This is a genomic window from Pantoea sp. X-Soil-YNGN-785 (assembly GCF_059730585.1).
Genome location: NZ_AP035942.1, coordinates 1,310,132 through 1,336,727, shown reverse-complemented (window position 1 = coordinate 1,336,727; position 26,596 = coordinate 1,310,132). Strand labels below are relative to the sequence as shown.

The window sequence follows — 26,596 nt, the reverse complement described above, 5'->3', positions numbered from 1 at the left end:
AGAAGAGCATGAAACAAACCGTGGCGGCGCTGGTCGCCAAAACGCTGGAAAGCGCGGGCGTCAAACGCATCTGGGGTGTCACCGGGGACTCCCTTAATGGCCTGAGCGACAGCCTTAATCGCATGGGCACCATCGAATGGATGCCGACGCGCCATGAAGAAGTGGCTGCCTTTGCGGCGGGCGCGGAAGCCCATATCAGCGGCGAACTGGCGGTCTGCGCCGGTTCCTGCGGGCCAGGCAACTTACATCTGATCAACGGTTTGTTCGACTGCCATCGCAACCGCGTCCCGGTTCTGGCGATTGCGGCGCATATCCCCTCCAGCGAAATCGGCAGCGGCTATTTCCAGGAAACCCATCCGCAGGAGCTGTTCCGCGAATGCAGCCACTACTGTGAGCTGGTCTCGAATCCTGAGCAGTTACCCCAGGTGCTGGGCATTGCCATGCGTAAAGCGATTCTGAATCGTGGCGTCTCAGTCGTGGTACTGCCTGGTGACGTGGCGCTGAAACTGGCACCGGAAAGCGCCAGCACTGAGTGGTATCCGCCGCAGTTGCCGCAGGTCCTGCCGCAGCCCGCCGAACTGGCGCGGCTGGCTCAGACGCTGAACGACGCCACCGATATTACGCTGCTGTGCGGCAGTGGCTGCGCCGGTGCGCATCAGGAAGTGGTCGCGCTGGCCGAAGCGCTGAAAGCGCCTATCGTCCATGCGCTGCGCGGTAAAGAACACATCGAGTATGACAACCCTTATGATGTCGGCATGACCGGCCTGATTGGCTTCTCATCCGGTTTCCACGCCATGATGAATGCCGGGACGCTGGTACTGCTCGGCACCCAGTTCCCCTACCGCGCCTTCTATCCTGAAAAGGCTAAGATCATCCAGATCGATATCAATCCGGGCAGCCTGGGATCACATTGTCACGTCGATCAGGCTTATGTCGGCGATGTGAAAAGCACGCTACAGGCATTGCTGCCGCAACTGACGCCCAAAAGCGATCGCAAACATCTGGATAGCGCGGTTAAGCATTATGGCGAGGCGCGCAAAAGTCTGGACGAACTGGCGCAGCCCAACGATAAGCAGCCGATCCACCCGCAATATCTGGCACAGCAGATCAGCCACTACGCCAGCGACGACGCTATCTTTACCTGCGATGTCGGAACCCCGACCGTCTGGGCGGCGCGCTACCTGAAGATGAACGGCAAACGCCGCCTGCTGGGTTCGTTTAACCATGGCTCAATGGCGAATGCGATGCCACAGGCGCTGGGCGCGCAGTCGATCGATCGCAACCGTCAGGTCGTCGCGCTGTGCGGCGACGGCGGTTTCAGCATGCTGATGGGCGATTTTATCTCGCTGGCGCAGCTAAAAATGCCGGTAAAACTGGTGATCTTTAACAACAGCGTACTGGGCTTCGTGGCGATGGAGATGAAGGCCGGTGGCTATCTCACTGACGGCACCGAGCTGGAGAATCCTGACTTTGCCGCTATCGCCCAGGCCTGCGGCATCCGTGGCATCCGGGTAGAAAAAGCGTCGGAACTGAATGGCGCGCTGGAGCAGGCGTTTGCCCATGATGGCCCGGTGCTGGTGGATGTCATTACCGCCAAAGAGGAGCTGGCGATGCCGCCGCAGATCAAAAAGGAGCAGGCCAAAGGCTTCAGTCTTTACATGCTGCGCGCCATCATGAACGGTCGCGGTGATGAGGTGGTAGAACTGGCGAAAACCAACTGGCTGCGGTAAAACAGAGGTTCCATCCAGGCGGGCGCGATGCCCGCCTTTTTTTTGTCTTCCGCCACGTTCAGGAGCATAAGGTGATCGATTTACGCAGTGATACCGTGACCCGGCCCAGCGCCGCCATGTTAAGCGCGATGATGTCAGCCGAAACCGGTGATGACGTCTACCGTGACGATCCCACCGTGAATGCGCTGGAGGCGGAAGCCGCACGCCTGAGCGGCAAAGCCGCAGCGCTGTTTTTCCCGACCGGCACCCAGGCAAACCTGGTGGCATTGCTCAGCCACTGCGAACGCGGCGATGAATATATCGTCGGTCAGCAGGCGCACAACTACAAATATGAAGCGGGCGGTGCGGCAGTGCTGGGCAGCATTCAGCCGCAGCCGGTGCTGGCCGCCGACGATGGCACCCTGCCGCTCGATGTGGTGGCAGCGGCCATTAAGCCGGATGATATTCACTTTGCCCGCACCCGCCTGTTGAGTCTGGAGAACACCCATCACGGAAAAGTGCTGCCGCTGGATTATCTGGAACAGGCCTGGACCTTTACCCGCGAGCACAAGCTGGCGCTGCACATTGATGGCGCACGTATTTTCAATGCGGTGGTCGCACAGAAGACCACGCTGGCAGAGATTGCCCGCTACTGCGATACCCTCACCATCTGTCTCTCTAAAGGTCTGGGCACGCCCGTCGGTTCACTGCTGTGTGGCAATGAGGCGCTGATTGAACGCGCCCGTCGCTGGCGTAAAATGACCGGCGGCGGTATGCGCCAGACCGGTATTCTGGCCGCGGCAGGTCTCTACGCGTTACAACACAACGTGGCGCGACTGCAGGAAGATCATGACAATGCCGCCTGGCTGGGTCAGCAGCTGCATGAGCTGGGCGTCAGCGTCATCGATCAGCAGACCAACATGCTGTTCGTATCCGTGCAGGAAGCCCAGATCAAACCCTTAGGCGAGTGGATGAAGGCACACGGCGTTTTAATCAGCGTGGGAACACGTACCCGGCTGGTCACTCATCTGGATGCGGACCGTGCGGCGCTGGAGCAGGTTGTCGCCCACTGGAAGGCGTTTCTCCAACAGTAATCCGCTATTCCGCCGCGCCATACTTCTCCAGTAGCGCGGCAGCTATCGCGGCGGTTTCGGCATCGGGCTGACCGCGATAATCCGCAGGCCGGAAATGCATCTGAAACGCAGCAATCACCTTCTGCTGCTCACGCGCACTCATCCCCGCTGTCACTGCATAACCGTAGCGTTGCAGACTTTCCATAAGCGGCTGTACAGGCACCCGCGCGTGCGGATCCTGACCCGCTAAATAAAACTGCACCCGTCCGGCATCGGGCCAGGCACCGAGTCCGCGCTGTGCCAGCTGCTGCCACGGGAACAGCGGACCGGGATCCTGCTTACGCTGCGGCGCGATATCACTGTGACCGACAATGTTTTCTGGTGGGATGCCATAACGCTGTGCAATATCCCGCACCAGCGCCTCCAGCGTAGTGATCTGCGCGGCGGTAAAGGGCTGCCATTCGAGGCCGGTCAGCGTCCGGCGATAACCCCGGTTCACCAGCTCAATGCCAATCGAGGTGTCATTGATGCGGGTGGCTCCACGCCAGAAGCTGGGCCCGGCATGCCAGGCAAGCTGCTGCTCCGGCACCAGTTGCCAGATAACGCCTTTACCGGCGCGCTGTGGCGGCTGGCGGGGAATCAGATAGTGGGCGCTGACTTCCCGATCGGTGAGCGTCGCCAGCGACGAAGAAAAATCTTCGGCGGTGTAGTGGACCACAATCACCTTCACCCGTGGTCGTGCGCCCTGCGCCGGATGCCGCAGATCGGCCCAGTAGCCGTCACGGGACTCCATACCGGAGTGACAGCCCGCCAGCAGCAGTGCCAGTATCAGCAACAGCCCGCGTTTCAACGAATGATCACCGCCGTACCGCTGACGCTGACCATCAGCATGCTGCCATCTTTGCCGACCGTTTCGTAATCAATGTCGATACCGACCACCGCGTTGGCACCCAGCGCTTTCGCCTGCTCTTCCAGCTCTTCAAACGCGATCTCCCGCGCTTTACGCAGCTCTTTCTCATACGCGCCGGAACGGCCACCGACCACATCACGGATGCCCGCGAAAAAATCGCGGAAGATGTTGGCCCCCAGAATCGCTTCTCCGGTAACCACGCCGCAATATTCACTGATGCTGTGACCTTCCAGCGTTGGGGTTGTTGAAAATTTCATCGCATTCTCCTTGTTGAAAACCGGGCTAAGGCTCTTTCGACTAAAAAGCACGGCTATACTCTATGCTAAAAAGGGCACCTTGCCAGAGAACCATAAGGAAATCGAGATGAGAAACAACGCGTTTGCGCTAATGATCCCGGCGGCCCTGCTGCTCAGCGCCTGTACCACCGTTGAGCCAGTCATTAAGGATAATGGCCCGCGAACCGCCCCCTGCATTGACGGCGGTCCTGACCAGGTAGCCCAGAAGTTTTACGACCTGCGTGTCGAACAGCCTGTGCAGGGTCTGCCCGACAGCAACACGCTGGCAAAATATCGCCCTTACCTGAGTGATGCGCTTTATCACTCCCTGCAGGCGGCCAGCGGCAGCAATGCCGGTTTACAGTGGCGCAATGGCGATCTCTTCTCCAGCCTGTCACAGGGTCCGACGGCTGCCAGCGTCGCCGATGCCTCCACCATTCCGAACCGTGATGCACGCAACATTCCGCTGCGGGTCGATCTGAGCCGCGACGGCAAGCAGTGGCAGGACGAAGTGCTGATGATCCATCAGGGCACCTGCTGGGTCGTTGATGACGTGCGCTACATGGCGAACCCTGCGCATGCCGAGGGTGGCAGCCTGAGCCAGATGCTTGAAAAATCAAAAAAATAATTAAGGTTCAACGGTTATGAAAAGCGCAGCCACCGCAGGTGACTGCGCTTTTTTTATTGCCGCTGTCCGCCACAAGGCCTTTCACTGACCGCAGACAGCGCATGATATTGTGCTAAGCTTTTGCTATTTACCTGCTGTTTTACAAATTTTAACCCACCTTAATTGCATAACTATTCTGGTGACGTTAAAATCCGCGACACTAATAGCTATTCAAATCTGGCGCATGAGTATTCAACTAAACGCAATAAACTGCTTCTACGGTGCTCATCAGGCGCTGTTCGACATCAACCTTGAGTGTCCGCAAGGCGAGACTCTGGTGCTGCTGGGGCCCAGCGGTGCGGGCAAGAGTTCGTTACTGCGGGTACTTAACCTGCTGGAGCAGCCACGTTCAGGTCAGTTGCAGATTGCCGGCAATCAGTTCGACTTCACGCAGAAACCGTCTGATGCCGCGATTCGCGAACTGCGTCAGAACGTCGGCATGGTGTTTCAGCAATATAATCTCTGGCCACATCTGACCGTGCTGCAGAATCTGATCGAAGCGCCCTGCCGGGTTCTGGGCCTCTGTAAAAGCGACGCCCGTGCCCGTGCCGATAAGCTGCTTGACCGACTGCGCCTGACGCCCTATAGCGATCGCTTTCCGCTGCATCTCTCCGGGGGTCAGCAGCAGCGTGTGGCCATTGCCCGCGCGCTGATGATGGAGCCGCAGGTGCTGCTGTTCGATGAGCCGACGGCCGCGCTGGACCCTGAAATTACCGCACAGATTGTCAGTATCATTCGCGAACTGGCGCAGACCCGCATTACCCAGGTGATTGTGACCCATGAAGTGGAGGTGGCACGTAAAACGGCCAGCCGCGTTGTTTACATGGAGAACGGTCACATTGTGGAACAGGGCGATGCCAGCCGCTTTACACAGCCGCAAACCGAGGCGTTTGCTCACTATCTTTCGCACTAAGTCAGGATGCTAAAAATGAAAAAAATGGTACTTGCTGCACTGCTTGCCGGTTTTAGCCTGAGTGCTACCGCGGCACAGACGATTCGTTTTGCGACCGAAGCCTCTTATCCTCCTTTTGAGTTTGTGGATGCGGATAACAAGATTCAGGGCTTTGATGTCGATCTGGCTAACGCGCTGTGTAAAGAGATCGACGCGACCTGCACCTTCACCAATCAGGCGTTCGACAGCCTGATCCCGAGCCTGAAGTTCCGTCGCTTTGATGCGGTGATGGCGGGCATGGATATCACGCCGGATCGTGAGAAACAGGTCCTGTTCACCAAGCCTTACTACGACAACTCGGCGCTGTTTGTTGCTCAGAAAGGCAAAGTTGCCAGTGTTGAAGCGCTGAAAGGCAAGCGGGTTGGCGTTCAGAATGGCACCACTCACCAGAAATATCTGACGGATAAACATAGCGACATCACCATCGTGCCTTACGACAGCTATCAGAACGCGGTGCTGGATCTGAAAAACGGCCGTATTGATGCTGTCTTCGGTGACACTGCCGTGGTCAACGAGTGGCTGAAGCAGAATGCTGCGCTGGCTGCCGTCGGCGACAAAGTGACGGATAAAGCCTACTTTGGTACTGGCCTGGGCATTGCGGTACGCACCGGTAACACCGATCTGCAGACTAAATTCAATGGCGCGCTGGATAAGATCAAAGCAGATGGCACTTACAAAACCATCTACAGCAAATGGTTCCAGCAGTAATCTCTGATGAATGAAATGATGACCCTCGCAAGCGCCGCCGGGATGACCGTCGGCCTTGCTGTTTGTGCTCTCATCGCAGGCCTGGTGCTGGCGATGATATTCGCTGGCTGGGAGTCACTGCGCCTGAGACCGCTGGCGTGGATTGGCACCGGTCTGGTGACGCTGATCCGTGGCCTGCCGGAAATTCTGGTGGTGCTGTTTATCTATTTTGGCGCCTCACAGCTGCTGCTCACCCTCTCTGACGGTTTCACGCTGAACTTCGGGCTGTTTACGCTGCCGGTTCAGATGCAGATTGAGAACTTCGATGTCAGTCCGTTCCTGTGCGGTGTGATTGCGCTGGCGATGCTCTATGCCGCCTACGCCTCACAGACGCTGCGCGGCGCACTCAAAGCGGTGCCGGTCGGTCAGTGGGAGTCGGGGCAGGCGCTGGGCATGAAAAAGTCGGCCATTTTTCTCCGGCTGATTATGCCGCAGATGTGGCGTCATGCCCTGCCCGGTCTGGGTAATCAGTGGCTGGTACTGCTGAAAGATACCGCACTGGTTTCGCTAATCAGCGTTAATGACCTGATGCTGCAAACCAAAAGTATCGCCACCCGCACGCAGGAGCCGTTTACCTGGTTCCTGGTGGCGGCCGCGATCTACTTAGTGATTACGCTGTTGAGCCAGGCGGTGTTACGCCGCATCGAACTGCGCACCACCCGCTTTGAACGGGGGAACAGCTAATGCTGGCCTATCTGCCCGAACTCATGAAAGGGCTGCACACCAGCCTGACGCTGACGGCGGCCTCGCTGGTGGTAGCACTGCTGCTCGCGCTGCTCTTCACCGTGGTGCTATCGCTGAAGACGCCGGTACTGAATCCGCTGGTAAAAGGGTTTATCACGCTGTTTACCGGTACGCCGCTGCTGGTGCAAATCTTCCTGATCTACTACGGTCCGGGACAATTCCCCTCGATCCAGCAGATTCCCTGGCTGTGGCATTTACTGTCGCAGCCGTGGCTGTGCGCGATGCTGGCGCTATCGCTGAACAGTGCGGCTTACACCACGCAGCTATTTTACGGTGCGGTCCGGGCGATTCCTTCCGGACAGTGGCAGTCGTGCGCGGCACTGGGAATGAGCCGCAAAGACACCCTGCGCATTCTGCTGCCTTATGCATTTAAACGCGCCCTCTCCTCCTACTCCAATGAAGTGGTGCTGGTGTTTAAAGGCACCTCGCTGGCCTACACCATCACCCTGATGGAAGTCATGGGCCACGGCCAGCTGCTCTATGGTCGCACCTATGACATTACGGTCTATGCCGCGGCGGGTCTGATTTATCTCTGCGTTAACGGTTTGCTGACGCTGATGATGCGCCTGATCGAAAAACGCGCCCTGGCCTTTGAACGACGTAACTGAATACCGGGCGAGCCCCCTCGCCCTCTTCGCCTGAAAAATCACACTAATTGCATAAAAATTCATTTTATGGCAGGGTATCGCCTTCTCTGGCTGACCACATCACAGGAATCATAAAATGAAAAAATGGATTATCGCTGCTGCGCTGGCTTCGCTGGCGGTGACCGCGCAGGCCGCGGAAACGATTCGCTTCGCTGCTTCAGCAACCTATCCGCCCTTTGAATCTCTGGACAAGGAAAATAACCTCGTCGGATTTGATATCGATCTGGCTAAAGCGCTGTGCCAGCAGATGAAAGCGGAGTGTACCTTCACTAACAATGCCTTCGACAGCCTGATCCCGTCACTGAAATTTCGCCGCTATGACGCCGTGATTTCCGGTATGGATATCACCACGGAGCGCAGCAAGCAGGTCGATTTTACCCAGCCTTATTACGCTAATTCTGCCATCGTGATTGCACCGAAAGGCCGGTTCAGCAGCTTCGGTGATTTGAAAGAAAAGCGCATCGGCGTTGAAAACGGCACTACCCACCAGAAGTACCTGCAGGATAAGCATCCGGAAGTGAAAGTGGTGGCGTATGACAGCTATCAGAATGCGATTCTGGATATGAAGAGTGGCCGGCTGGATGGCGTGTTTGGCGACAGCGCGGTAGTGAATCAGTGGCTAAAGGCCAATCCGGATCTCGCGACGGTCGGTGAACATGTCACGGATGCAGACTACTTTGGTACCGGCCTCGGCATTGCCGTGCGCAAAGGCAATACGGCGCTGCGCGATCGGTTCAATCAGGCACTGACTGAACTGAAAGCCAACGGCAGCTGGCAGCAGCTCAATCAGAAATGGTTCCCGGAGTAATGACCGGCTGAAGCTCCGGACTTAGTGCTGACGTCGGGTTAACAGCGTCAGCACTTCAAAATGCGCGGTGTGCGGGAACATGTCGAACAGCTGCACTTTTGTAACCTCATAGTCATTCAGCCGGGCAATATCCTGCGCCATGGTCTGCGGATTACAGCTTGAATAGAGCAGATAATCCGGGGCCATCTGGCTGAGATAGTCACACAGCGCCTCACCCATCCCACGGCGTGGCGGATTCACCAGCACCAGCTGCGGCACTGCGTCGCGTCCGGTGGCAAACGCCGTCGAATCCAGCGCCGCAAACTGCACTTTTTCCAGCCCCAGCATCTCAGCAGAGCGTCGGGCGCATTTAATCGCCTCAGCGCTAATCTCGATGCCGGTCAGTTCCATTTCCGGTGTCGCGCAGTGCAGGCCAAAACCGCCTACGCCGCAGAAGAGATCCCACATGCTGTTAACCGGCAGCGCACGCACCCAGTCGCGCGCAGTGGCATAGAGCGCGCTGGCAACCTGCGGGTTGGTCTGAAAGAAGCTCTGCGGGCGGATCCACAGCGGCACGCCATTGAAGTTCTCTGCCAGCGACTGATCGGGCGTCAGCGCAATCTCCTCTTCGCCCTCCAGAATCGCCATGTGCACCGGCTGAATGTTGGCCGAAATCACCGCCAGCTGCGGTAACTGCTGCTGCAGCCACGGCAATGCCGCGCGCAGCTGTTCCAGTTTGGCGGTTGAGCGCAGGACAAAACGCAGCATCACGCCGCCCTGCTGGCTCTCGGTGATCAGCATAAATTTGAGTTCACCGCGTTTGCGCGCCACGTTGTAGGGCGTCAGGCCAGCGCGGGCGATAAAAGGCTTAAGCGCTGCAAACACCGGCTGGAAGCTGGCGGGATAGAGCGGGCAGTTGCAGAGATCGACAGGCTCACCATCACGGTGAACAAGACCCAGCACCGGACGCTCCACACTACCGCTGACCACCATTTTGGCTTTGTTACGAAATGCCTGCTGCGCTGACGTGACGGGCGGTAACCAGTCCGCAACCGGCTGTTCAGCCAGTAGCTGTTCCAGCTGCGACTGTTTGTCGTTCAGCTGAATGGGATAGGGTTTTTCCAGCCACTGACAGGAGCGGCAACGGTTAGCGTCATAAAGCGCGCAGTGCATGGTAAAGCCTTAACGATGGGGTCGGGCGGAGCGCGATTGTATCACCGCTTTCTGAAAAAAGCGCGGCTGCTGGCAGGCAGAAACAGCAGCATCAACACGACCAGATCGGGGATTTTCTGCGACAGCGTATGGTGGATAATCTGGACGTTGTTGTCGCCATCAATGCTGAAAATCTCGGGGTAGATCCCGCCCAGCGAGGCAAAAAGCATATAGATCAGCACAACCCCCTGCGTGGCTACATAGCCCCAGCGGCCACGGTTACTGCCGCGCATCAGGGTAAAGGCGCAGCGCAGTTCGAACAGGAAGATCAGCTGACTGGCGATAAAGATAAGCGTCGAGTCCCAGGACTGGGCGCTGCGGTGAACAAAGTTGGCGATTTCACTGTAACCCAGCTCATTGGCCAGCATCAGTACGCTCAGGCAGCGGGTCGCAATAATGGCAATGCCCGCAACCGTCACCGGAACCGGTGCGTCTGAAAGCGTTGCACTGCTTTTGAAGATTTCTGACATAGTCCCTGACTCCACCCGATCGAAAAACGGGCCGGTTAAACCGGCCCGTTCATATAGTGGCAAAGGTTACGTATTTCAGCCACGTTTAGCTTTCTGAATATCGCTTAAACGCTGTTTTTCTTCGTGCGCCATAAATCGCCAGGCGATAAAACCGACTAAACCAACCACAAACAGGATCAGGGAAGCCAGCGCATTGATTTCCGGGTTCACGCCGCGGCGTACGGTAGCGAAGATCGCCATCGGCAGCGTGGTAGCGCCAGGCCCGGTCACAAAGCTGGCGATCACCAGATCGTCGAGTGACAGGGTAAATGCCAGCAGCCAGCCGGTCACAATCGCCGGCGCAATCATCGGCACGGTAATGATGAAAAAGACCTTCAGCGGCGTCGCGCCTAAATCCATCGCTGCCTCTTCGATTGAGCGGTCCAGTTCACGCAGACGCGAGTTGATCACCACCGCCACATAGGCGGTACAGAAGGTGACGTGCGCCAGCCAGATGGTCAGCATACCGCGCTCACTCGGCCAGCCAAAAGCGTTGCCCATGGCCACAAAAAGCAGCAACAGCGACAGGCCGGTGATCACATCGGGCATCACCAGCGGCGCCGTCAGCATAAAAGCAAAACCGTTGTGCCCGCGGAAGCGACCAAAGCGCACGATGATCACCGCCGCCAGCGTACCCAGCACCACCGCCATGGTGGCCGACAGCCCGGCAATGCTCAGACTCAGCAGCACCGCGTCAATCATCGCGCTGTCCTCAAACAGCACTTTGTACCAGTGGAATGAGAAGCTGTCCCACACCGTTACCAGCGGTGAGCTGTTGAAGGAGTAAACCACCAGCAGCAGCATCGGCGCATAGAGAAACAGAAAGCAGCAGATCAGAATGCCGGTACGCCAGGGCGAGCGAATGGTTGGCAGATTATTCATGCCTTCTCTCCCATTTCACGGTTTTGATGCTTATGGAACCAGATGATCGGCAGAATCAGAATCAGCAGAATAATCACTGCCAGCGCCGATGCGACTGGCCAGTCGCGGTTGTTAAAGAACTCCTGCCACAGGATACGACCAATCATGATGCTGTCCGGACCACCCAGCAGTTCCGGAATCACGTACTCCCCCACCGCCGGGATAAACACCAGCATTGACCCAGCGATAATGCCGCCTTTCGTCAGCGGCACAATCACGCTGAAAAAGGTTTTCAGCGGACGCGCACCCAGATCCAGTGAGGCTTCCACCAGCGAGTAGTCGATACGGGTCAGCGCGGTATAGATCGGCAGCACCATAAACGGCAGATAGCAGTAGACGATACCGATATAGACTGCGGTGTTGGTGTAGAGGATCACCAGCGGATGATCGATCACCCCGAGCCACAGCAGGAAGCGGTTCAGAATACCGTTGTTGTTCAGCAGGCCCATCCAGGCATAGACGCGCACCAGAAACGAGGTCCACGACGGCAGGATCACCAGCAGCAGCAGAATGGTGCGCATCGACGGCTTGCTGTGCGCCACGGCCCAGGCAAGCGGATAGCCAATAAGCAGACAGATTACCGTGGAGATCGCCGCCACTTTCAGCGACTGCAGATAGGCGTCGATGTAGAGCGGATCGTCGGTCAGCGTCAGGTAGTTGCCGAAGTTGAGCACAATACTGAACTGGTCGTCGGCCCAGCTCACCAGCTCGGTGTAAGGGGGGATCGCCCGCGCAATGTCCGCGAAGCTGATCTTCAGTACCGTCAGAAACGGCAGCAGGAATAACAGCACCAGCCAGACATAAGGCAGTGCGATCACCAGCTTGCGGCCATGCTGCATTTTTACACGCGTGGCCCAGCGTTGCAGCGGTGTGCCGACCAGTCGGGCGGGCGCTTTAGCGCGTTGGAAAATCTGGCTCATAGCCGCTCCTTAAACCGTCAACACCACGCAGCTGTCGCTTTCCCAGCAGAGGCGGACTTCATCACCCCAGGTCGGCAACCCTTTGCGGTAGCGATGCGCGTTTTGCAACTGTGCGCTGATCATCTGCCCGCTGTGCAGACGGACATGGAAAATCGAGAGGTCGCCGAGATAGGCGATGTGAACCACTTCGCCCACCGCAAAGTTACAGCCATCGGCAGGCACTTCGTCGCACAACATCACTTTTTCCGGACGCAGCGCGACATGCACCGGCACGTTATCCACCACCGAAACATCGGAGTCGACTTTCAGCGGATGCATCAGGCCGGGACTGTCGATCACCAGGCCATCTGCCTGACGTTCACGCAATAAGCCTTCAAAGACGTTAACCGACCCGATAAATTCGGCGCTGTAGCGGCTGGTCGGATGCTCGTAAATCTCCTCCGGCTCGCCAATCTGCACGAACTTACCGCGATTCATAATCGCAATACGGCCCGCCATGGTCATCGCCTCTTCCTGGTCGTGCGTTACCATCACGCAGGTCGCGCCCACACGCTCCAGAATATCGACCACTTCCAGCTGCATCCTGTCGCGCAGTTTTTTGTCCAGCGCGCCCATCGGCTCATCCAGCAGCAGCAGTTTGGGCCGTTTCGCCAGGCTGCGGGCCAGCGCCACACGCTGACGCTGACCACCGGAAAGCTGATGCGGTTTGCGTTTCGCAAACTCCTGCATATGCACCAGCGCCAGCATTTCGGCGACGCGGCTGGTGATCTCCCCTTTCGGCAGCCGATCCTGCTTCAGACCAAAGGCGATGTTCTGCTCCACCGTCATGTGCGGAAACAGCGCGTAAGACTGGAACATCATGTTGATCGGACGCTGATAGGGAGCAACGTGCGACAGATCCTGTCCATCCAGCACAATCTGGCCGCTGGTTGGGGGTTCAAAACCGGCCAGCATGCGCAGCAGCGTGGATTTGCCACAGCCCGATGCACCCAGCAGAGCGAAGATTTCACCTTTATAGATAGTCAGGCTGACATCATCCACGGCGTGCTGGCCGTCAAAGGATTTGGTCAGATTGCGAATTTCCAGCAGCGGCGTTAAAGCCTTTGCGGTTTTATGTTGAGGGCGGGGAATGGCATCGTTCACAAAGGGTTCTCTCCGGAGCCAGGCGGAACATGGCGGCAAAATCCGCCGCTAAAAATGGCACAACAGAGGCCGGGGTTGCGCCTCTGTTGCTGATGCGTGACAGGTCAATCCGTTAGGGACGAACTACTTACCACTTTTTACTTTAGTCCATGCGCGCGTACGCACACGATCCAGTTTCGGATCCTGGACTTTCAGCACGAACAATTTCGACATCGCTTCTGGCGTCGGGAAGATACCCGGGTTGTTGCGGACGTCGGCATTGATCAGCGGCAGCGACGCTTTGTTGCCGTTGGCGTAGTTCATTTTGTTGGAGACATCAGCGATCACTTTCGGATCCATGATGTAGTTCAGCCAGGCGTAGGCACCGTCGAGGTTTTTGGCATCTTTCGGGATCGCCATCATATCGAAGAAGGCCAGAGCTCCCTCTTTCGGCACGCTGTAGCCCAGATGCACGCCGTTTTTCGCCGCATCGGCACGGTTTTTCGCCTGCAGAATATCGCCCGACCAGCCGATGGCGACGCAGATGTTGCCGTTAGCCAGATCGTTGATGTACTGCGACGAATGGAAGTAGCGGATGTTCGGACGCAGTTTCAGCAGCAGGTCGGTCGCTGCGCCGGAATACTCTTTAGCATCCGAGGTATTCGGATCTTTGCCCAGATAGTTGAGCACGGTGGCGAAGATCTCTTCCGGTGCATCCAGGAAGGAGACGCCACAGCTTTTCAGCTTCTCCAGATTTTCCGGCTTCAGCACCAGATCCCAGCTGTTGACCGGCGCATCGGCGCCCAGTGTGGCTTTAACCTTGTCGATGTTGTAACCGATACCGGTGGTGCCCCACAGATAAGGAATGGCATATTTATTACCCGGATCGTGCTGCGCCACTTTTTCCATCAGCGCCGGATCGAGGTTTTTGTAGTTCGGCAGTTTGCTCTTATCCAGTGGCTGGAATACGCCGGACTGCAGCTGACGCGCCAGGAAGCTGGAAGATGGCACCACGACATCGTAGCCGGTGCTGCCCGCCATCAGTTTGCCTTCCAGCACTTCGTTGGAGTCAAACACATCGTAGACCACTTTAATGCCGGACTGCTTTTCAAAGTTCGGCACGGTATCTGGCGAAATATAATCGGACCAGTTGTAGACGTGCAGCGTTTTATCTTCCGCCATACTGCTGGCCGACGCGGCCATCAGCGCAGCAGCTACCACAGCTGACAGCCATTTCTGACGTGAGTTGAACATATTTTTCCATCCTCCTGAGCGGGTCATTTCAACGCTGCAAACCTGAGATCCCTGCATTGCGTTCTGTACAAGACGTCAGTGACACAATGAATCATTATTCAGCGGGAGTTTAATAGCAAAATCCTATAGCTGGGACGCAGTTACACGTCTGTTACAGCCCCGCAAGCATAGCCCCCCCGCTCAGGCTTCACCAGACCCCAGCGTAAAAAACGCCTGAAAGCGATATTTTATGCATGTCTGAGCTATGAGGTTCGGCTTTCATGGCATAAACCACGACAAATATCTGGCGGTAAAGGGCAAAATGCAGAATAAAAAAAGGCGGAGGCAAATCGCGGGCATAAAAAAGCCGTCTCAGGGACGGCTTAGTGGGCGACCCTATCGGGCTTAGTGCAGCACAGAATGAACGCTGGTCACCGGAACATGCTCTTCTTCTTCACCCACAATCAGCAGATTATTGGCAAAGGCCTCCAGAATCACCATGGAGATTTGCTCTTCACTCTGTTTCATAAAGTGTGAGAACTGACCAAAGGTCAATCCGGCGGTAGTGGTCATTGACTGACAGACAATGAGCTTCGGCAGATTATCATCCTGAATGTCGATAAAGGCTTTCACCGTCAGTGAACTGGCATTAATTTGCGACAGATCGCCGACCAGCGGAATCAGCGCCGTCGGCTTCACTTCAGCCAGCGCCGAAAACAGAATGACGTTGTCGACCAGATCGATTTTGGCGTCAAATACCCCATCGAAGTTTTGCATGTGCGGCAGATGAAGTGCCTGACAGGCATCGCATTCGAACCAGGTGATATTTTGCTGATCCAGCCAGCGACGCAGCAGGTCGATATCCGGAACGACAAGAGAATCCATCGTAAAATCCCAGTGGGGTGATAAACAGGCGACTTAGCTTACGGAAAAATGCGCGGCGATGCCATGAAAACTGCTGAAAAGCGCGTGTCAGCCAGCGGTTTTAGGACGGAGCCCGGGGATGGCCTGCTGCTCAATCCGCTGAATCATCAGCGCGGCAATGTTAAGGCCGCTGCTGGTTTCAATGCCTTCCAGCCCGGGCGAGGCATTCACTTCCATCACCAGCGGACCGCGATGGGCACGCAGAATATCGACACCGGCGATTTCCAGCCCGAGCGTGGCCGCTGCTTTTACGGCGATCTGCCGCTCCTGTGGCGTGATCGCTACCGGATACGCTTTACCGCCGCGATGCAGATTAGAGCGGAAATCGCCCTCTTTCGCTACCCGCTCTATTGCTGCCACTACCTGATTGCCGATCACCAGACAGCGAATATCTCGTCCCTGCGCTTCTTTAATGAACTCCTGCACCAGGATATGGGCATTCAGGCCGCGGAAGGCATCGATGACGCTCTCAGCCGCCTGACGCGTTTCCGCCAGCACCACGCCAATGCCCTGCGTCCCTTCCACCAGCTTAACCACCAGCGGCGCGCCGCCGACCATGGCGATCAAATCGTCAGTGTCATCGGGCGAGGAGGCAAAGCCGGTGACCGGCATATCGATACCTTCACGTGCCAGCAGCTGCAGCGAGCGCAATTTATCCCGGGTGCGGGTAATGGCGGCGGACTCATTCAGGGGATAGCTGCCGCACATCTCAAACTGTCGCAGCACTGCCGTGCCGTAAAAGGTAATGGCGTTGCCGATGCGCGGGATAACGGCATCGAAATGGCCCAGCGGTTCACCACAGTAGTGAACCGCCGGTGAGGCGGGATTGATATTCATATAGCAGGAGAGCGGATCGATGATTTGTACCACGTGGCCGCGCGCAGCGGCCTCGTCACGCAATCGCCGGCTGGAGTAGAGCGTCTCATCGCGCGACAGAATGGCTATCTTCATCGCAGCTCTCCCTTTGTGAATTAACGCGTGGCCCAGCCCTGCTGATGCAGATAATCGAGCATAAACGGACGCGTCTCTTTAATGATCAGCCGCTGGATCAGCTCGCTCCAGGTTTCGCTGCGCTGGTTGCTGTCGCGCTGCTGATAGTAGAGTTCTGTGCGGCTATCGTATTCTGCCAGCACCGCCGGATCCAGAGGCTGATAGCGGTTCTCATGCACCAGCATCGCATGCGGCATACGCGGTTTGACGTCCGGCTTTGATTCCGGATGCCCCAGGCAGAAACCAAACAGCGGCAGCACAAATTTCGGCAGGCCCAGCAGTTCGGTCACTTCCGCAATGCTGTTACGGATCCCGCCGATAAAGACGCCACCCAGATCCAGCGATTCCGCCGCGACCATCGCGTTCTGTCCCATCAGGGCGGTGTCGACGCAGCCCAGCAGCAACTGCTCAGCACGGCCCAGCTGCGCATCCGGGCAAATCTGCAGGTGGCGATTAAAGTCCGCGCAGAAAACCCAGAACTCAGGTGCATCTGCGACCCACGTCTGTCCGCCGGTCAGCGTCACCAGCTTGTCACGCAGCGCTTTGTCGGTGATACGGATAATAGAAGAGCACTGTAAAAAGCTGGATGTGGACGCCGATTGCGCCGCATTAATAATCGCTTCACGCTGGGCTTCGCTGACCGGCTGGTCAGTAAAGGCGCGGATTGAACGGTGGCTGCACAGTAAATCAATGGTCGGTGTCATAAAGTCTCCAGCAACATTATCTTTTTTTATCAATCTGATTGAACAGCTGTGGCGCGATAGCTTTCGCGGTGCGCCACATCAATAGCCAGGCAGCAGGCAGCATCAGCACCACGCCAGCGATGAACAGCACGGTAGCCAGCGTTCTGGCATCCGCCTGATCTGGCAGCGGCAGCCAGTGGTTAATCAGCAGCAGCGCACCCAGAATTAACAGGCCGCCAGCCGCTTCCAGCACCACGATAAACCGGGGTAATCTGGCCACACTCTGCATCATATCCTCCTGCCTTTGCGGCTTACTGAGCGTCAATTATGGTCAACAACCCAAAAATTGCGCGGGTTACACGGGCTGCCGTCGTGAAAAAGCCCTTGTTTCAGACGCTTCCTGAACGGCGGCAATAGCGTGCGGGCATCAGACTAACAGGCAAATCCTGCTTTCCTTAAGCGATACGAGCGGGCATGATGGTTGCCATTCTCTGTTTGATTATGTGATACACATCACATAATCGTCGCTGCAAGGAGTTCTCAATGATTGCTGTTATTTTTGGTCGTCCGGGCTGTCCCTACTGTGTCCGTGCCCATGAACTGGCCGACAAACTGACCGCGGAGCGCGATGACTTTAGCTATCAGTATGTTGATATTAATGCAGAAGGCATTACTAAAGCCGACCTGGAAGCCAGCGCCGGTAAACCGGTCAGCACCGTACCGCAGATTTTCGTGGACGAAAAACATATCGGTGGTTACACCGAGTTTGCGGCCTGGACCAAAGAGAATCTGGGATTTGTCGCGTAAGCGCAGATAACCGGAATGAAAAAGGCGAGACAGGATTTTCCTGTCTCGCCTTTTTGCTTTCTGGCTGACGTCAGCCATCGGGCAGCGTGTTAGTTGAGTGACGCCATCACAATCTGCATTAACCGCACCAGCAACGCCCCGCAGCCAGCCCAGAACAGTGCGCTGAGACTCCACGCGATGGCAAACAGTCCGCTGCTGTGAATAAACAGGCTGTTATTGAGCAGCAGTGCTGCCAGCAATGTTCCCCAGAGCCCCATCAGCAGCGTGCTTTTTAACGGGCTTTCCACCTGCATCAACGCCATCAAAATACCAGGTAACATAAAGAGCAGTAATTCGGGCTGACCACGAAGCGGGCCGGGACCGACCTGCCAGAAATGACAGGTAAAAACAAACACCAGACTGTACAACACCACGCCGCACAGGCGGGTAGTCCAGAGATAAGAACGCTGCGGCATACCACCCCACTGATTAAAAGTAACCCCGACAATAACCTGCTGATATCCCTGATGCGTTCTGGTGGAAATAAAAAGAAACAGTTCGTTATGGCAACGAATGAAAACAGCTAATAGCTGTATAAGATATTTGTGATTAGAATAGCGCCGCGATAACGGTTCCATTTGCAGTGTTGATACAACAGAACCTCAACGGCCTGATCACGATAGCGAAAAACAGGCCACTCTTCAACAGGTTACACGTAAACAAGAAGTTAAACAGTGAATATTAACGTCGCAGGATTGTTAAGCGGAAATGACATTTTGTTATTATTTGTCGTTTTGGCGCTCGGCCTCTGTCTGGGCAAGTTGCGTCTTGGCTCGGTTCAGCTGGGAAATTCGATTGGCGTATTAGTGGTTTCGCTCTTATTAGGGCAGCAGCACTTCGCGATCAATACCGATGCGTTGAGTCTGGGCTTTATGCTGTTTATTTTTTGTGTTGGTGTTGAAGCGGGTCCCAACTTTTTTTCTATTTTCTTTCGCGACGGCAAAAACTATTTCATGCTCGCCATCGTCATGGTCGTCAGCGCGCTGTTGCTGGCACTGGGGCTGGGTAAACTCTTTGGCTGGGATATTGGGCTCACCGCCGGCATGCTGGCTGGGTCGATGACCTCAACGCCGGTGCTGGTCGGCGCAGGTGATACCCTGCGGCAAAGCATCAGCGATCCAAAGCAGCTTGGATTGATGCAGGATCAGCTGAGCCTCGGTTACGCTGTGACCTACCTGATCGGCCTGGTCAGTCTGATTTTCGGGGCACGCTACCTGCCCCGTCTGCAACATCAGGATCTGCCGACCTGTGCGCAGCAGATTGCGCGGGAACGCGGTCTGGATGCCGACAGCCAGCGTAAAGTCTTCCTGCCGGTGATCCGCGCCTATCGCGTGGGCCCGGAACTGGTGGCGTGGAGCGGCGGCAAAAACCTGCGCGAGCTGGGTATCTATCGTCAGACAGGTTGTTACATTGAGCGTATTCGCCGCAACGGTATTCTCGCCAGTCCCGATGGTGATGCGGTGCTGCAGCTTGGTGATGATATCTCGCTCGTGGGCTATCCCGATGCACATGCCCGGCTCGACCCCAGTTTCCGTAACGGCAAAGAGGTGTTTGACCGCGATCTGCTGGATATGCGTATCGTCACAGAAGAGATCGTGGTGAAGAACCACAACGCAGTGAACAAACGCCTCAGCAAGTTAAACCTTACCGATCATGGTTGCTTCCTGAACCGGGTGATACGCAGTCAGATTGAGATGCCGATCGACGACAGCATCATGCTCAACAAAGGTGATGTGCTGCAGGTCAGCGGCGAGGCGCGACGGGTGAAAAGCGTGGCCGATCGCATCGGCTTTATCGCGATTCACAGTCAGATGACCGATCTCCTGGCCTTCTGCGCGTTCTTTATCGTGGGTCTGATGATTGGTCTGATTACGTTTCAGTTCAGCAATTTCAGTTTTGGTATTGGCAACGCGGCGGGTCTGCTGTTCGCCGGTATTATGCTCGGCTTCCTGCGCGCCAACCATCCGACCTTTGGCTATATTCCGCAGGGCGCGCTTACCATGGTGAAAGAGTTTGGCCTGATGGTGTTTATGGCGGGCGTAGGATTAAGTGCCGGCAGCGGGATTAATCACGGCCTGAGCAGTGATGGTGCGCTGATGCTGCTGTGCGGTCTGCTGGTGAGCCTGATTCCGGTGATCATCTGCTATCTGTTTGGTGCCTATGTGTTGCGGATGAACCGCGCCCTGCTGTTTGGAGCCATCATGGGCGCGCGAACCTGCGCACCGGCCATGGAGATCATCAGCGATACGGCACGCAGTAATATTCCGGCGCTGGGCTATGCCGGGACCTATGCGATCGCCAACGTGTTACTGACGCTGGCGGGGACGCTGATTGTGATTATCTGGCCAATACTGCCCCTATAAAATTTTTTTGCTGACGTCCAGAACTTTATTGTTAAGCGATAGTCATAATAAGTGCCACTGCTTTTCTTTGAAATCCCCAAATTGTGGAGCCCGCTGGTCTTTTTCCCGGCGGGTTTTTTTATGCCTTTTTTTCGCCCGATCCCGCGCTTCCACTCTGAAATCACCTCTCAAACCGTCATAAAACTTAAACAGTTGTGCAACTCATTATGAGATTAAGAGCCTTTCCGTAGACGAACTGCCCGGCAAAAAGCAGGATAGCGCTCTGTTAAGTTAGCAAATTGTGCTGATTGATTGGTCGGGCGCGCTGTCGCTGAACGTTTATTTGCCGCTGTTATCGTGCCTGGGTGACCGGATGTTGCCTGAAGCTGATGACCGGCCTGTCTGCTGAGGAATTTATCCCGATATGGAAGAGCTGAACCACGCACTGTTTACTGCCATCAATGCCACACCGGCATCACCCGCCTGGTTGCTGCAGCTGGCGACCTTTATTGCCAGAGATTTGATCGCCATCGTGCCACTGTTAATCGTCACGATGTGGCTCTGGGGACCGCGCGATCAGGTTTCTTCGCAGCGGGTGCTGGTACTGAAAACGGGTATGGCGCTGATCTATGCGCTGGCGATCTCATGGTGTGTGGGTCATCTGCTGCCGCATCCCCGCCCTTTCGCTATTGGCTACGGTTATCAGTTCCTGCATCACGCCGCTGATGACTCTTATCCCAGCGATCACGGCACGACAATATTCACCTTTGCGCTGGCATTTATTTTCTGGCATCGCCTCTGGTCGGGTGTGGTGCTGATGGTAGCGGGTTGTGCTATCGCCTGGTCGCGGGTCTACCTGGGCGTTCACTGGCCAATGGATATGCTGGGTGGGTTCCTGGTGGGTCTGCTGAGTTGTCTGGCGTCGCATCTGGCGTGGCAGTTCTATGGCGAGCGGATGCTGGCGGTGATAAACCCGCTCTATCGGGCGCTGTTTGCTTTGCCTATTCGTAAGGGCTGGACACAGAATTAAGAAAGGGACTGCTCATAAGCCTGAGTCAGGATCTCACAGCGATCGATAAGCTTAACCCGAAGGGAACACGGGCAGAGGAGGAAAGCGTCCCGCGCCATGGATGGCGCGGGCAGAGCATGTCATGGATGACGGCTTTTGCGTCTTTCCGATCTGACCGTGTTCCCTGAGCAGGCTCTGTCTTACAGCTTACGGAACACACTAATCAACTGTCTCAGGGACGCATCAGCGTCCCTGCTCACTTATGATAGCCACTTCCCGAACCAGCCGTTGAACTTCATCATCACAAAATCAATCATCCGGCTGAAGAAGCCGCCTTCCGGCACATCCTGCAGCACCACCAGCGGCCGCTGTTCGATCGTCTTACCGTCTAACTGGAAGTCGATGGTGCCAACCACCTGATTCTTCTTCAGCGGCGCTTCAAGCTGCGGCGCATTGAGTTTAAAACTCGCCTTCAGGTTCTTCATCTGCCCTTTCGGGATGGTCAGCGCGGCATCTTTCGCCACGCCCAGATTCACCTGACTTTTGTCACCAAACCAGACCCGCTGCTGCGCAAACGGCGCATCCGCTTTAATCGGCGTTACCGTTTCAAAGAAACGGAAGCCCCACGTCAGCAGCTTTTCACTTTCGCGGAAACGAATCGCGTCGCTGGCGGTGCCGAGCACCACCGAGATCAGACGCATGTCGCCTTCGGTCGCGGAAGCCACCAGGTTATTGCCCGCGCCGGAGGTGTGACCGGTTTTGACACCATCCACCTTAAGGTTGGTGCTCCACAACAGGCGGTTGCGGTTAATCTGGCGAATCTTATTAAAAGTGAACTCTTTCTCTTTATTCAGTGCGTACTCTTCGGGCACATCGCGGATCAGCGCCTGGGCAATCAGCGCCATATCACGCGCGGTACTGTACTGCCCTTCTGCATCCAGACCATGCACCGTCATAAAGTGGGTATTCTGCAGTCCCAGCGCCTTCACATAGTTGTTCATCAGGCCGATAAACGAATCCTGACTGCCCGCCACATAGTCCGCCAGCGCAATACAGGCGTCATTACCGGACTGGATCACAATCCCTTTATTCAGCTCATGAACCGGTATCCGATCGCCCGGCTTGAGGAACATCAGCGAAGAGCCGCGCAGCTTAGGATTGCCGGTCGCCCAGGCATCCGGTCCCACGGTGACCAGGTCATCCGGTTTGATTTTGCCCGCTTTAATCGCCTGACCGACCACGTAGCTGGTCATCATCTTGGTCAGACTGGCGGGATCGAGACGCTGATCGGCACTGGATTCGGTTAACACTTTACCACTGGCGTAATCGATCAGGATCCATGCTTTAGCGTCAATGCCGGGCGCGGCGGGCGCCTGCTCAGCAAACACGCTGATGGGGGCAAGAATCAGTAGTGAGGTGGCAGCAAGGTGCCGCAGGCGAGATGAGAAGCGAGTGTTTGTCATGGGCTTGGCCGGATTGTCCTTGTTAAATCGAAATTCCAGGGGCAGAAAATTCTCACTCAAACGCTAACCGTTGCCGGCAGCGAAAAAAACCGTCGAATCGTAAAGTTTTTTAGAGTTTAGTAGAGTAACCCTGGCATAAGCGCCGCGCGCGTGCCGCTTTTCCCCGCGTCTGTCACTTTCAAAACTGCGTGAAATTCCGATTTTTCGCAGAAGAGTTAAGCCCGTCACAATTATCGGCTAACCTGAAAGCCAGTCAGCCGAGGAGACCGACCATGGACTTAGCCCTTTTTGATCTTGATGAAACACTGATTTGTGAAGACAGCACCAGCCTGTGGCTGCGCTGGCTGGTATCACAGGGATTCGCCCCCAGCGAACTGATTGATCAGGAACAGGCATTGATGAACCAGTACTATGCCGGCACGCTGTCGATTGAAGAGTACATGAATAAAACCCTCTCCCCGCTGGCAGGCATGGCAACACTGACCGTTGAAGGTTGGGTGCGCCGCTTCATTCATCGCGACATCATGCCACGCGTTTATCCGGCCGCCCGCGAGCGCATTGAGTGGCACCGGGCACGCGGTGACAGAGTGATGATCATCTCCGCCAGTGGCGAACATCTGGTGGTGCCGATTGCCGAGAAGCTGGGTGCCTGCGGCGCGCTGGCGATTGGCGTTGAGATCGTGGATGAGCGCTACAGCGGCAACACCTACGGCACCATGACCTACAAAGAGGGTAAAGTGACCCGCCTGGGTGACTGGAAAGCGCTGCAGCAGGAGGAGAACTTTGACCGCACCTGGGCTTACAGCGACTCCATGAACGACCTGCCGCTCCTCCAACAGGCCGATCATGCCCACGTTATCAACCCGGATGAACAGTTGCACCAGGAAGCGCTAAACCGCGGCTGGCAGGTTTACCACTGGGCACGCTGACTCAGCGCCTTCCCGGCAGGCATCATTGTTTCAGGCAGTCTGGACACGGACCGTGCGCAGCAACCGGCGCATACATGGAGTATGTGAAGATTGGGAGCACGGCTCAGGTCCAGACTGACAAATAAAATCGTCTGCCAGGCCAGCTCCTTAGCCGCGGGACGCGCCAGCGTCCTGCGCTAATCCCACTTTCAGTAGCCTGCCATTGGCCTCATCGGTCAGCACATAGAGCCAGCCATCCGGTCCCTGCCGCACATCGCGGATTCGCGCCTTCTGATCGCCCAGCAGGCGCTGCTCTTCCACCACTTTTTCGCCGTTGAGACTCAGACGGATCAGGTTTTTCTCTTTCAGTGCCCCGATAAACACCGAATTCTTCCACTGCGGAAAACGGGCGCTGTTATAAAACGCCATGCCGCTGATGGCCGGCGAATCCTTCCAGTGATAAAGCGGCTGTTCGGTGCCTGCAGCATGGGTGCCCTTTGATTCCGGCACTTTATCGCCGCTGTAGTCAATGCCGTACGTCGCCAGCGGCCAGCCGTAGTTCTTGCCCCGGGCCATGATATTCACTTCATCGCCACCGCGCGGGCCATGTTCATTTTCCCATATCGTGCCGGTCCAGGGATTAAGCGCCAGTCCCTGCGGATTACGCAGACCATAGGCCCAGATCTCTGGCCGCGCGCCGGGCTTTTTCACAAACGGATTATCGTCCGGCACGCTGCCATCGGCGTTGAGCCGCAGCAGTTTGCCCTGCAGCTTATCGAGATCCTGCGCGGCGCTGCTGACAAAATTATCGCCGAACGCGATCCAGAGGTAGCCCTGCGTATCAAACGCCAGCCGGGTGCCGATATTATTGCCGCTGGAGAGCATCGGCGTCTGCCGGACTACCTCGCGGAAATCGCTGAGTTGCCGGTTATCCGGACTCAGCGTCCCGACGCCCACGACGGCACCTGCTTTGCCGCTGCTGTTTGACTCGGTGTAGCTGAGCCAGACGCGACGGCTGGTCGCAAAATCGGGTGCCAGCACCACGTCCAGCAGACCACTCTGACGCTCTGCCCAGACCTTTGGCACACCCTGAATCGGCTGCGACAGGCCACTCTCCGGACTCCAGCTGCGCAGCGCTCCGCTACGCTCGGTAATCAGCAGCGTTTTGTTGTCGGGCAGGAAGGCAACAGACCATGGATGTTGTAACTTATCCTGCAATACCTCGACCTTTACGTCGGCGGCAAACAGTGGCGAGGCGCACAGCAGCGCGCCGCCGAGCACAAGAGCAGTCGAAAAACGGGACATAAGGTTCTCCTGACGGGATAGCGTGCCCTTAAGCGTAGTCATCCGCTGCGTGGTGAACCTGAGGATTTACAAAAGATTAAACAGGGCGACAAGGATGTGCCGCCCCGAAAGGTTATGGCGCGTTGAAACTCACCGTGTCACGAACCAGCGTATCAATACCCGGCTTCAGATCATCAAAGGTGATTGACGTCGTGCTGTTACTGACCGTTTTGCCAAAGGCTTTTCGCACAACCCGGATCAACGGTTTGCCGGTCACGGCGTCGCTGGCTTCGATTTCCAGGAACAGTTCACTGTTCTGAGTTCGGTGGCCTGATGCTGCCATCGTACTGGCGACGACTGCCGCAATCGGCACCACTTCGTAAAACTGTACGCCCTCGTTCTCTGCCGAGACGGCGGTGATCGCGGCACGCACTTTAAGAGTATGTGGCGAAGCCTGATTAACCAGCGGCAGACGGGTGGCAATCGCCCCTTTCAACTGAATATCGGTGTAACTGCGTATCTGATCCAGCGTCTGCTGACTGACGCGAGCCGTAGGCCGCGCAGTCGGATAGAACACGACCGGTGTATAGAGCACATCCTGATACTGGCTGCTCTTATAGTCGGGAGAAATCCAGCGCAGGGTCGGTTCCCCGCTGGCCGATTCAGAGGGCTTCAGCTGGCTGTAATCCGCTAAGAAACCCGAATAGTGCTGCTTGTCTGCAACATGAGAAGTACATCCACTGAGCAACAGTGCGGAAACTGCCAGCAGAGCAGCAACGGACGTTTTACGCATGATCAACTCGCTTGTGTCAGGAAGGTTTAAGCAAGCATAGATAAATCACGGGGGAAATGCTGAAAATAGGCGTCGTTTTAAGGGGTTATCTGTGCGGAAGATCGGAAAATACCCGCTGCATAACGCAGCGGGTGAAAGGCATTACTCAAAACTGGCATCAGGATTATCAGACAGGGTGATGAACTGCTTACCGCCCTGAGTCAGCGCCATGATGGTGCCGGTTTCGATGTCGTAAACCCAGCCGTGCAGGCGCAGCTTGCCGTTACGCAGGGCAACGGAGACCGACGGATGAGTCTTCATGTTGTTCAGCTGAGCGATCACGTTCTCTTTGACCATCTCGTTCAGCTTCTTCTCTGGCGAGTCATATTCACGCTGCTCGACCACTGCTTTTGCCGCATCGGCATAGCGCAGCCAGTGCTCAACCGCAGGCATGGTATCCATGCAGGCGCATGACGCGATGGCGTTCATGGCACCGCAGTTGGAGTGACCGCAGATGATGATGTCTGAGACGCCCAGCGCGACCACCGCATATTCGATCGTGGCGGAGACACCACCCGGCTCCGGGCCAAATGAGGGAACGATGTTGCCCGCATTGCGGATAACGAACAGCTCTCCTGGCTCCTGCTGCGTCACCAGTTCCGGCACCAGACGGCTGTCTGAACAGGAGATGAACAGCGCTTTCGGATTTTGATTTGACGCCAGGCTTTTGAAAAGATCCTTCCTTTCAGGAAACACATTCTGCTGGAAATTCAGAAATCCGTTGATGATCTCTTTCATTATTTAGCTCTCACATTATCCATTTCATTACCTGAGGGGCATAGCCCCCTCAGTGGGGTTTGCTGGTTTATTATTAATGAAAACAAGTGAATATCAACCCGCGTTTTTCGGACAGCGCTGAACTGCTGTCATCGTCAGCGTTTCGCTTA

At 56.2% G+C, this 26,596-nt stretch carries 29 protein-coding genes; 12 read left to right on the top strand and 17 right to left on the bottom strand.

Annotation, left to right across the window (positions count from 1 at the left end; translation table 11 throughout):
• The first annotated feature begins 8 nt into the window (after window positions 1-8).
• Both poxB and ltaE read left to right on the top strand, forming a co-directional pair.
• A complete protein-coding gene (poxB, locus tag AC6I8E_RS06175) occupies window positions 9-1,730 on the top strand; it encodes a ubiquinone-dependent pyruvate dehydrogenase (protein WP_312216788.1) in 1,722 nt (573 codons plus the stop codon).
• A 71-nt stretch (window positions 1,731-1,801) separates the two neighbouring features.
• Window positions 1,802-2,803 (top strand): low-specificity L-threonine aldolase, encoded by a 1,002-nt coding sequence (gene ltaE, locus AC6I8E_RS06170; protein WP_312216786.1) that lies wholly within the window; start codon window positions 1,802-1,804, stop codon window positions 2,801-2,803.
• A 4-nt stretch (window positions 2,804-2,807) separates the two neighbouring features.
• On the opposite strand, the gene AC6I8E_RS06165 is transcribed toward ltaE, so the two are convergent.
• Together AC6I8E_RS06165 and AC6I8E_RS06160 are read right to left on the bottom strand one after the other, a co-directional pair.
• Window positions 2,808-3,632, bottom strand: a complete 825-nt coding sequence (locus AC6I8E_RS06165; RefSeq protein ID WP_312216784.1) for an N-acetylmuramoyl-L-alanine amidase — start codon at window positions 3,630-3,632, stop codon at window positions 2,808-2,810.
• Window positions 3,629-3,949, bottom strand: coding sequence for a heavy metal-binding domain-containing protein (locus AC6I8E_RS06160; protein ID WP_003849304.1), 321 nt, complete (start codon window positions 3,947-3,949; stop codon window positions 3,629-3,631). The genes AC6I8E_RS06165 and AC6I8E_RS06160 overlap by 4 nt, the downstream gene beginning before the upstream one ends.
• 106 nt (window positions 3,950-4,055) lie before the next feature.
• On the opposite strand from AC6I8E_RS06160, the gene AC6I8E_RS06155 reads away from it, so the two are divergent.
• From AC6I8E_RS06155 to AC6I8E_RS06130, 6 genes are all read left to right on the top strand, one after another.
• Window positions 4,056-4,595 (top strand): lipoprotein, encoded by a 540-nt coding sequence (locus tag AC6I8E_RS06155; protein WP_497824545.1) that lies wholly within the window; start codon window positions 4,056-4,058, stop codon window positions 4,593-4,595.
• Between the two features lie 223 nt (window positions 4,596-4,818).
• Entirely contained in the window at window positions 4,819-5,547 is a 729-nt protein-coding gene (artP, locus tag AC6I8E_RS06150; protein ID WP_497824544.1) for an arginine ABC transporter ATP-binding protein ArtP, read from the top strand.
• Window positions 5,548-5,562: 15 nt separating this feature from the next.
• Window positions 5,563-6,294, top strand: a complete 732-nt coding sequence (gene artJ / locus AC6I8E_RS06145; RefSeq protein ID WP_033732083.1) for an arginine ABC transporter substrate-binding protein — start codon at window positions 5,563-5,565, stop codon at window positions 6,292-6,294.
• Window positions 6,295-6,300: 6 nt separating this feature from the next.
• Window positions 6,301-7,017, top strand: coding sequence for an arginine ABC transporter permease ArtQ (gene artQ, locus AC6I8E_RS06140; protein ID WP_107319466.1), 717 nt, complete (start codon window positions 6,301-6,303; stop codon window positions 7,015-7,017).
• Window positions 7,017-7,685 carry an arginine ABC transporter permease ArtM gene (gene artM, locus AC6I8E_RS06135; protein ID WP_013357286.1) on the top strand — a complete coding sequence of 223 codons (669 nt, stop codon included), beginning with the start codon at window positions 7,017-7,019 and terminating at the stop codon, window positions 7,683-7,685. Before artQ ends, artM begins: the two co-directional genes overlap by 1 nt.
• 115 nt (window positions 7,686-7,800) lie before the next feature.
• Window positions 7,801-8,532: an arginine ABC transporter substrate-binding protein gene (locus AC6I8E_RS06130; RefSeq protein WP_013357285.1), complete on the top strand. Its 732-nt coding sequence runs from the start codon at window positions 7,801-7,803 to the stop codon at window positions 8,530-8,532.
• 21 nt (window positions 8,533-8,553) lie between these two features.
• On the opposite strand, the gene rlmC is transcribed toward AC6I8E_RS06130, so the two are convergent.
• The 10 genes from rlmC to AC6I8E_RS06080 all read right to left on the bottom strand — a co-directional run bounded on the left by rlmC (window position 8,554) and on the right by AC6I8E_RS06080 (window position 17,314).
• Entirely contained in the window at window positions 8,554-9,684 is a 1,131-nt protein-coding gene (gene rlmC / locus AC6I8E_RS06125) for a 23S rRNA (uracil(747)-C(5))-methyltransferase RlmC (protein WP_497824543.1), read from the bottom strand.
• Between the two features lie 41 nt (window positions 9,685-9,725).
• Window positions 9,726-10,193 (bottom strand): YbjO family protein, encoded by a 468-nt coding sequence (locus AC6I8E_RS06120; RefSeq protein WP_013357283.1) that lies wholly within the window; start codon window positions 10,191-10,193, stop codon window positions 9,726-9,728.
• A gap of 75 nt (window positions 10,194-10,268) precedes the next feature.
• Complete coding sequence (gene potI, locus AC6I8E_RS06115; protein WP_497824542.1) at window positions 10,269-11,114, bottom strand: putrescine ABC transporter permease PotI; 846 nt, start codon at window positions 11,112-11,114, stop codon at window positions 10,269-10,271.
• Window positions 11,111-12,073: a putrescine ABC transporter permease PotH gene (gene potH, locus AC6I8E_RS06110; RefSeq protein WP_003849283.1), complete on the bottom strand. Its 963-nt coding sequence runs from the start codon at window positions 12,071-12,073 to the stop codon at window positions 11,111-11,113. The genes potI and potH overlap by 4 nt, the downstream gene beginning before the upstream one ends.
• Window positions 12,074-12,082: 9 nt before the next feature.
• A complete protein-coding gene (gene potG, locus AC6I8E_RS06105) occupies window positions 12,083-13,216 on the bottom strand; it encodes a putrescine ABC transporter ATP-binding subunit PotG (protein WP_013357281.1) in 1,134 nt (377 codons plus the stop codon).
• Between the two features lie 123 nt (window positions 13,217-13,339).
• Window positions 13,340-14,449, bottom strand: coding sequence for a spermidine/putrescine ABC transporter substrate-binding protein PotF (potF, locus tag AC6I8E_RS06100; RefSeq protein WP_497824541.1), 1,110 nt, complete (start codon window positions 14,447-14,449; stop codon window positions 13,340-13,342).
• A 384-nt stretch (window positions 14,450-14,833) separates the two neighbouring features.
• Window positions 14,834-15,313: a YbjN domain-containing protein gene (locus AC6I8E_RS06095; protein WP_003849273.1), complete on the bottom strand. Its 480-nt coding sequence runs from the start codon at window positions 15,311-15,313 to the stop codon at window positions 14,834-14,836.
• A gap of 87 nt (window positions 15,314-15,400) precedes the next feature.
• Entirely contained in the window at window positions 15,401-16,303 is a 903-nt protein-coding gene (gene rimK / locus AC6I8E_RS06090; protein WP_013357280.1) for a 30S ribosomal protein S6--L-glutamate ligase, read from the bottom strand.
• A 20-nt stretch (window positions 16,304-16,323) separates the two neighbouring features.
• Window positions 16,324-17,046, bottom strand: coding sequence for an oxygen-insensitive NADPH nitroreductase (gene nfsA / locus AC6I8E_RS06085; protein ID WP_013357279.1), 723 nt, complete (start codon window positions 17,044-17,046; stop codon window positions 16,324-16,326).
• A gap of 16 nt (window positions 17,047-17,062) precedes the next feature.
• On the bottom strand, window positions 17,063-17,314 hold the full coding sequence (locus AC6I8E_RS06080; protein WP_013357278.1) for a DUF1418 family protein: 252 nt from the start codon (window positions 17,312-17,314) through the stop codon (window positions 17,063-17,065).
• 254 nt (window positions 17,315-17,568) lie between these two features.
• Here AC6I8E_RS06080 and AC6I8E_RS06075 point away from each other — a divergent pair, with 254 nt between their 5' ends.
• On the top strand, window positions 17,569-17,832 hold the full coding sequence (locus tag AC6I8E_RS06075; protein ID WP_003849263.1) for a GrxA family glutaredoxin: 264 nt from the start codon (window positions 17,569-17,571) through the stop codon (window positions 17,830-17,832).
• A gap of 89 nt (window positions 17,833-17,921) precedes the next feature.
• Here the strand turns inward: AC6I8E_RS06075 and ybjM are convergent, their stop codons facing one another.
• Window positions 17,922-18,287, bottom strand: a complete 366-nt coding sequence (gene ybjM, locus AC6I8E_RS06070; protein ID WP_041457189.1) for an inner membrane protein YbjM — start codon at window positions 18,285-18,287, stop codon at window positions 17,922-17,924.
• Window positions 18,288-18,545: 258 nt separating this feature from the next.
• On the opposite strand from ybjM, the gene AC6I8E_RS06065 reads away from it, so the two are divergent.
• Together AC6I8E_RS06065 and ybjG are read left to right on the top strand one after the other, a co-directional pair.
• Entirely contained in the window at window positions 18,546-20,234 is a 1,689-nt protein-coding gene (locus tag AC6I8E_RS06065; RefSeq protein WP_013357276.1) for an aspartate:alanine antiporter, read from the top strand.
• Between the two features lie 403 nt (window positions 20,235-20,637).
• On the top strand, window positions 20,638-21,243 hold the full coding sequence (ybjG, locus tag AC6I8E_RS06060; protein ID WP_107319462.1) for an undecaprenyl-diphosphate phosphatase: 606 nt from the start codon (window positions 20,638-20,640) through the stop codon (window positions 21,241-21,243).
• A gap of 239 nt (window positions 21,244-21,482) precedes the next feature.
• Here the strand turns inward: ybjG and AC6I8E_RS06055 are convergent, their stop codons facing one another.
• On the bottom strand, window positions 21,483-22,685 hold the full coding sequence (locus tag AC6I8E_RS06055) for a serine hydrolase (RefSeq protein WP_497824540.1): 1,203 nt from the start codon (window positions 22,683-22,685) through the stop codon (window positions 21,483-21,485).
• Window positions 22,686-22,957: 272 nt separating this feature from the next.
• Between AC6I8E_RS06055 and AC6I8E_RS06050 the strand changes: the two genes are divergently transcribed.
• Window positions 22,958-23,614, top strand: coding sequence for an HAD family hydrolase (locus AC6I8E_RS06050; RefSeq protein WP_013357271.1), 657 nt, complete (start codon window positions 22,958-22,960; stop codon window positions 23,612-23,614).
• Between the two features lie 147 nt (window positions 23,615-23,761).
• On the opposite strand, the gene AC6I8E_RS06045 is transcribed toward AC6I8E_RS06050, so the two are convergent.
• The 3 genes from AC6I8E_RS06045 to AC6I8E_RS06035 all read right to left on the bottom strand — a co-directional run bounded on the left by AC6I8E_RS06045 (window position 23,762) and on the right by AC6I8E_RS06035 (window position 26,447).
• On the bottom strand, window positions 23,762-24,898 hold the full coding sequence (locus AC6I8E_RS06045) for a PQQ-dependent sugar dehydrogenase (protein WP_497824539.1): 1,137 nt from the start codon (window positions 24,896-24,898) through the stop codon (window positions 23,762-23,764).
• Window positions 24,899-25,010: 112 nt separating this feature from the next.
• Window positions 25,011-25,670 carry a DUF3313 domain-containing protein gene (locus tag AC6I8E_RS06040; RefSeq protein ID WP_497824538.1) on the bottom strand — a complete coding sequence of 220 codons (660 nt, stop codon included), beginning with the start codon at window positions 25,668-25,670 and terminating at the stop codon, window positions 25,011-25,013.
• Between the two features lie 141 nt (window positions 25,671-25,811).
• On the bottom strand, window positions 25,812-26,447 hold the full coding sequence (locus AC6I8E_RS06035; protein WP_013357268.1) for a carbonic anhydrase: 636 nt from the start codon (window positions 26,445-26,447) through the stop codon (window positions 25,812-25,814).
• Between the last annotated feature and the right edge of the window lie 149 nt (window positions 26,448-26,596).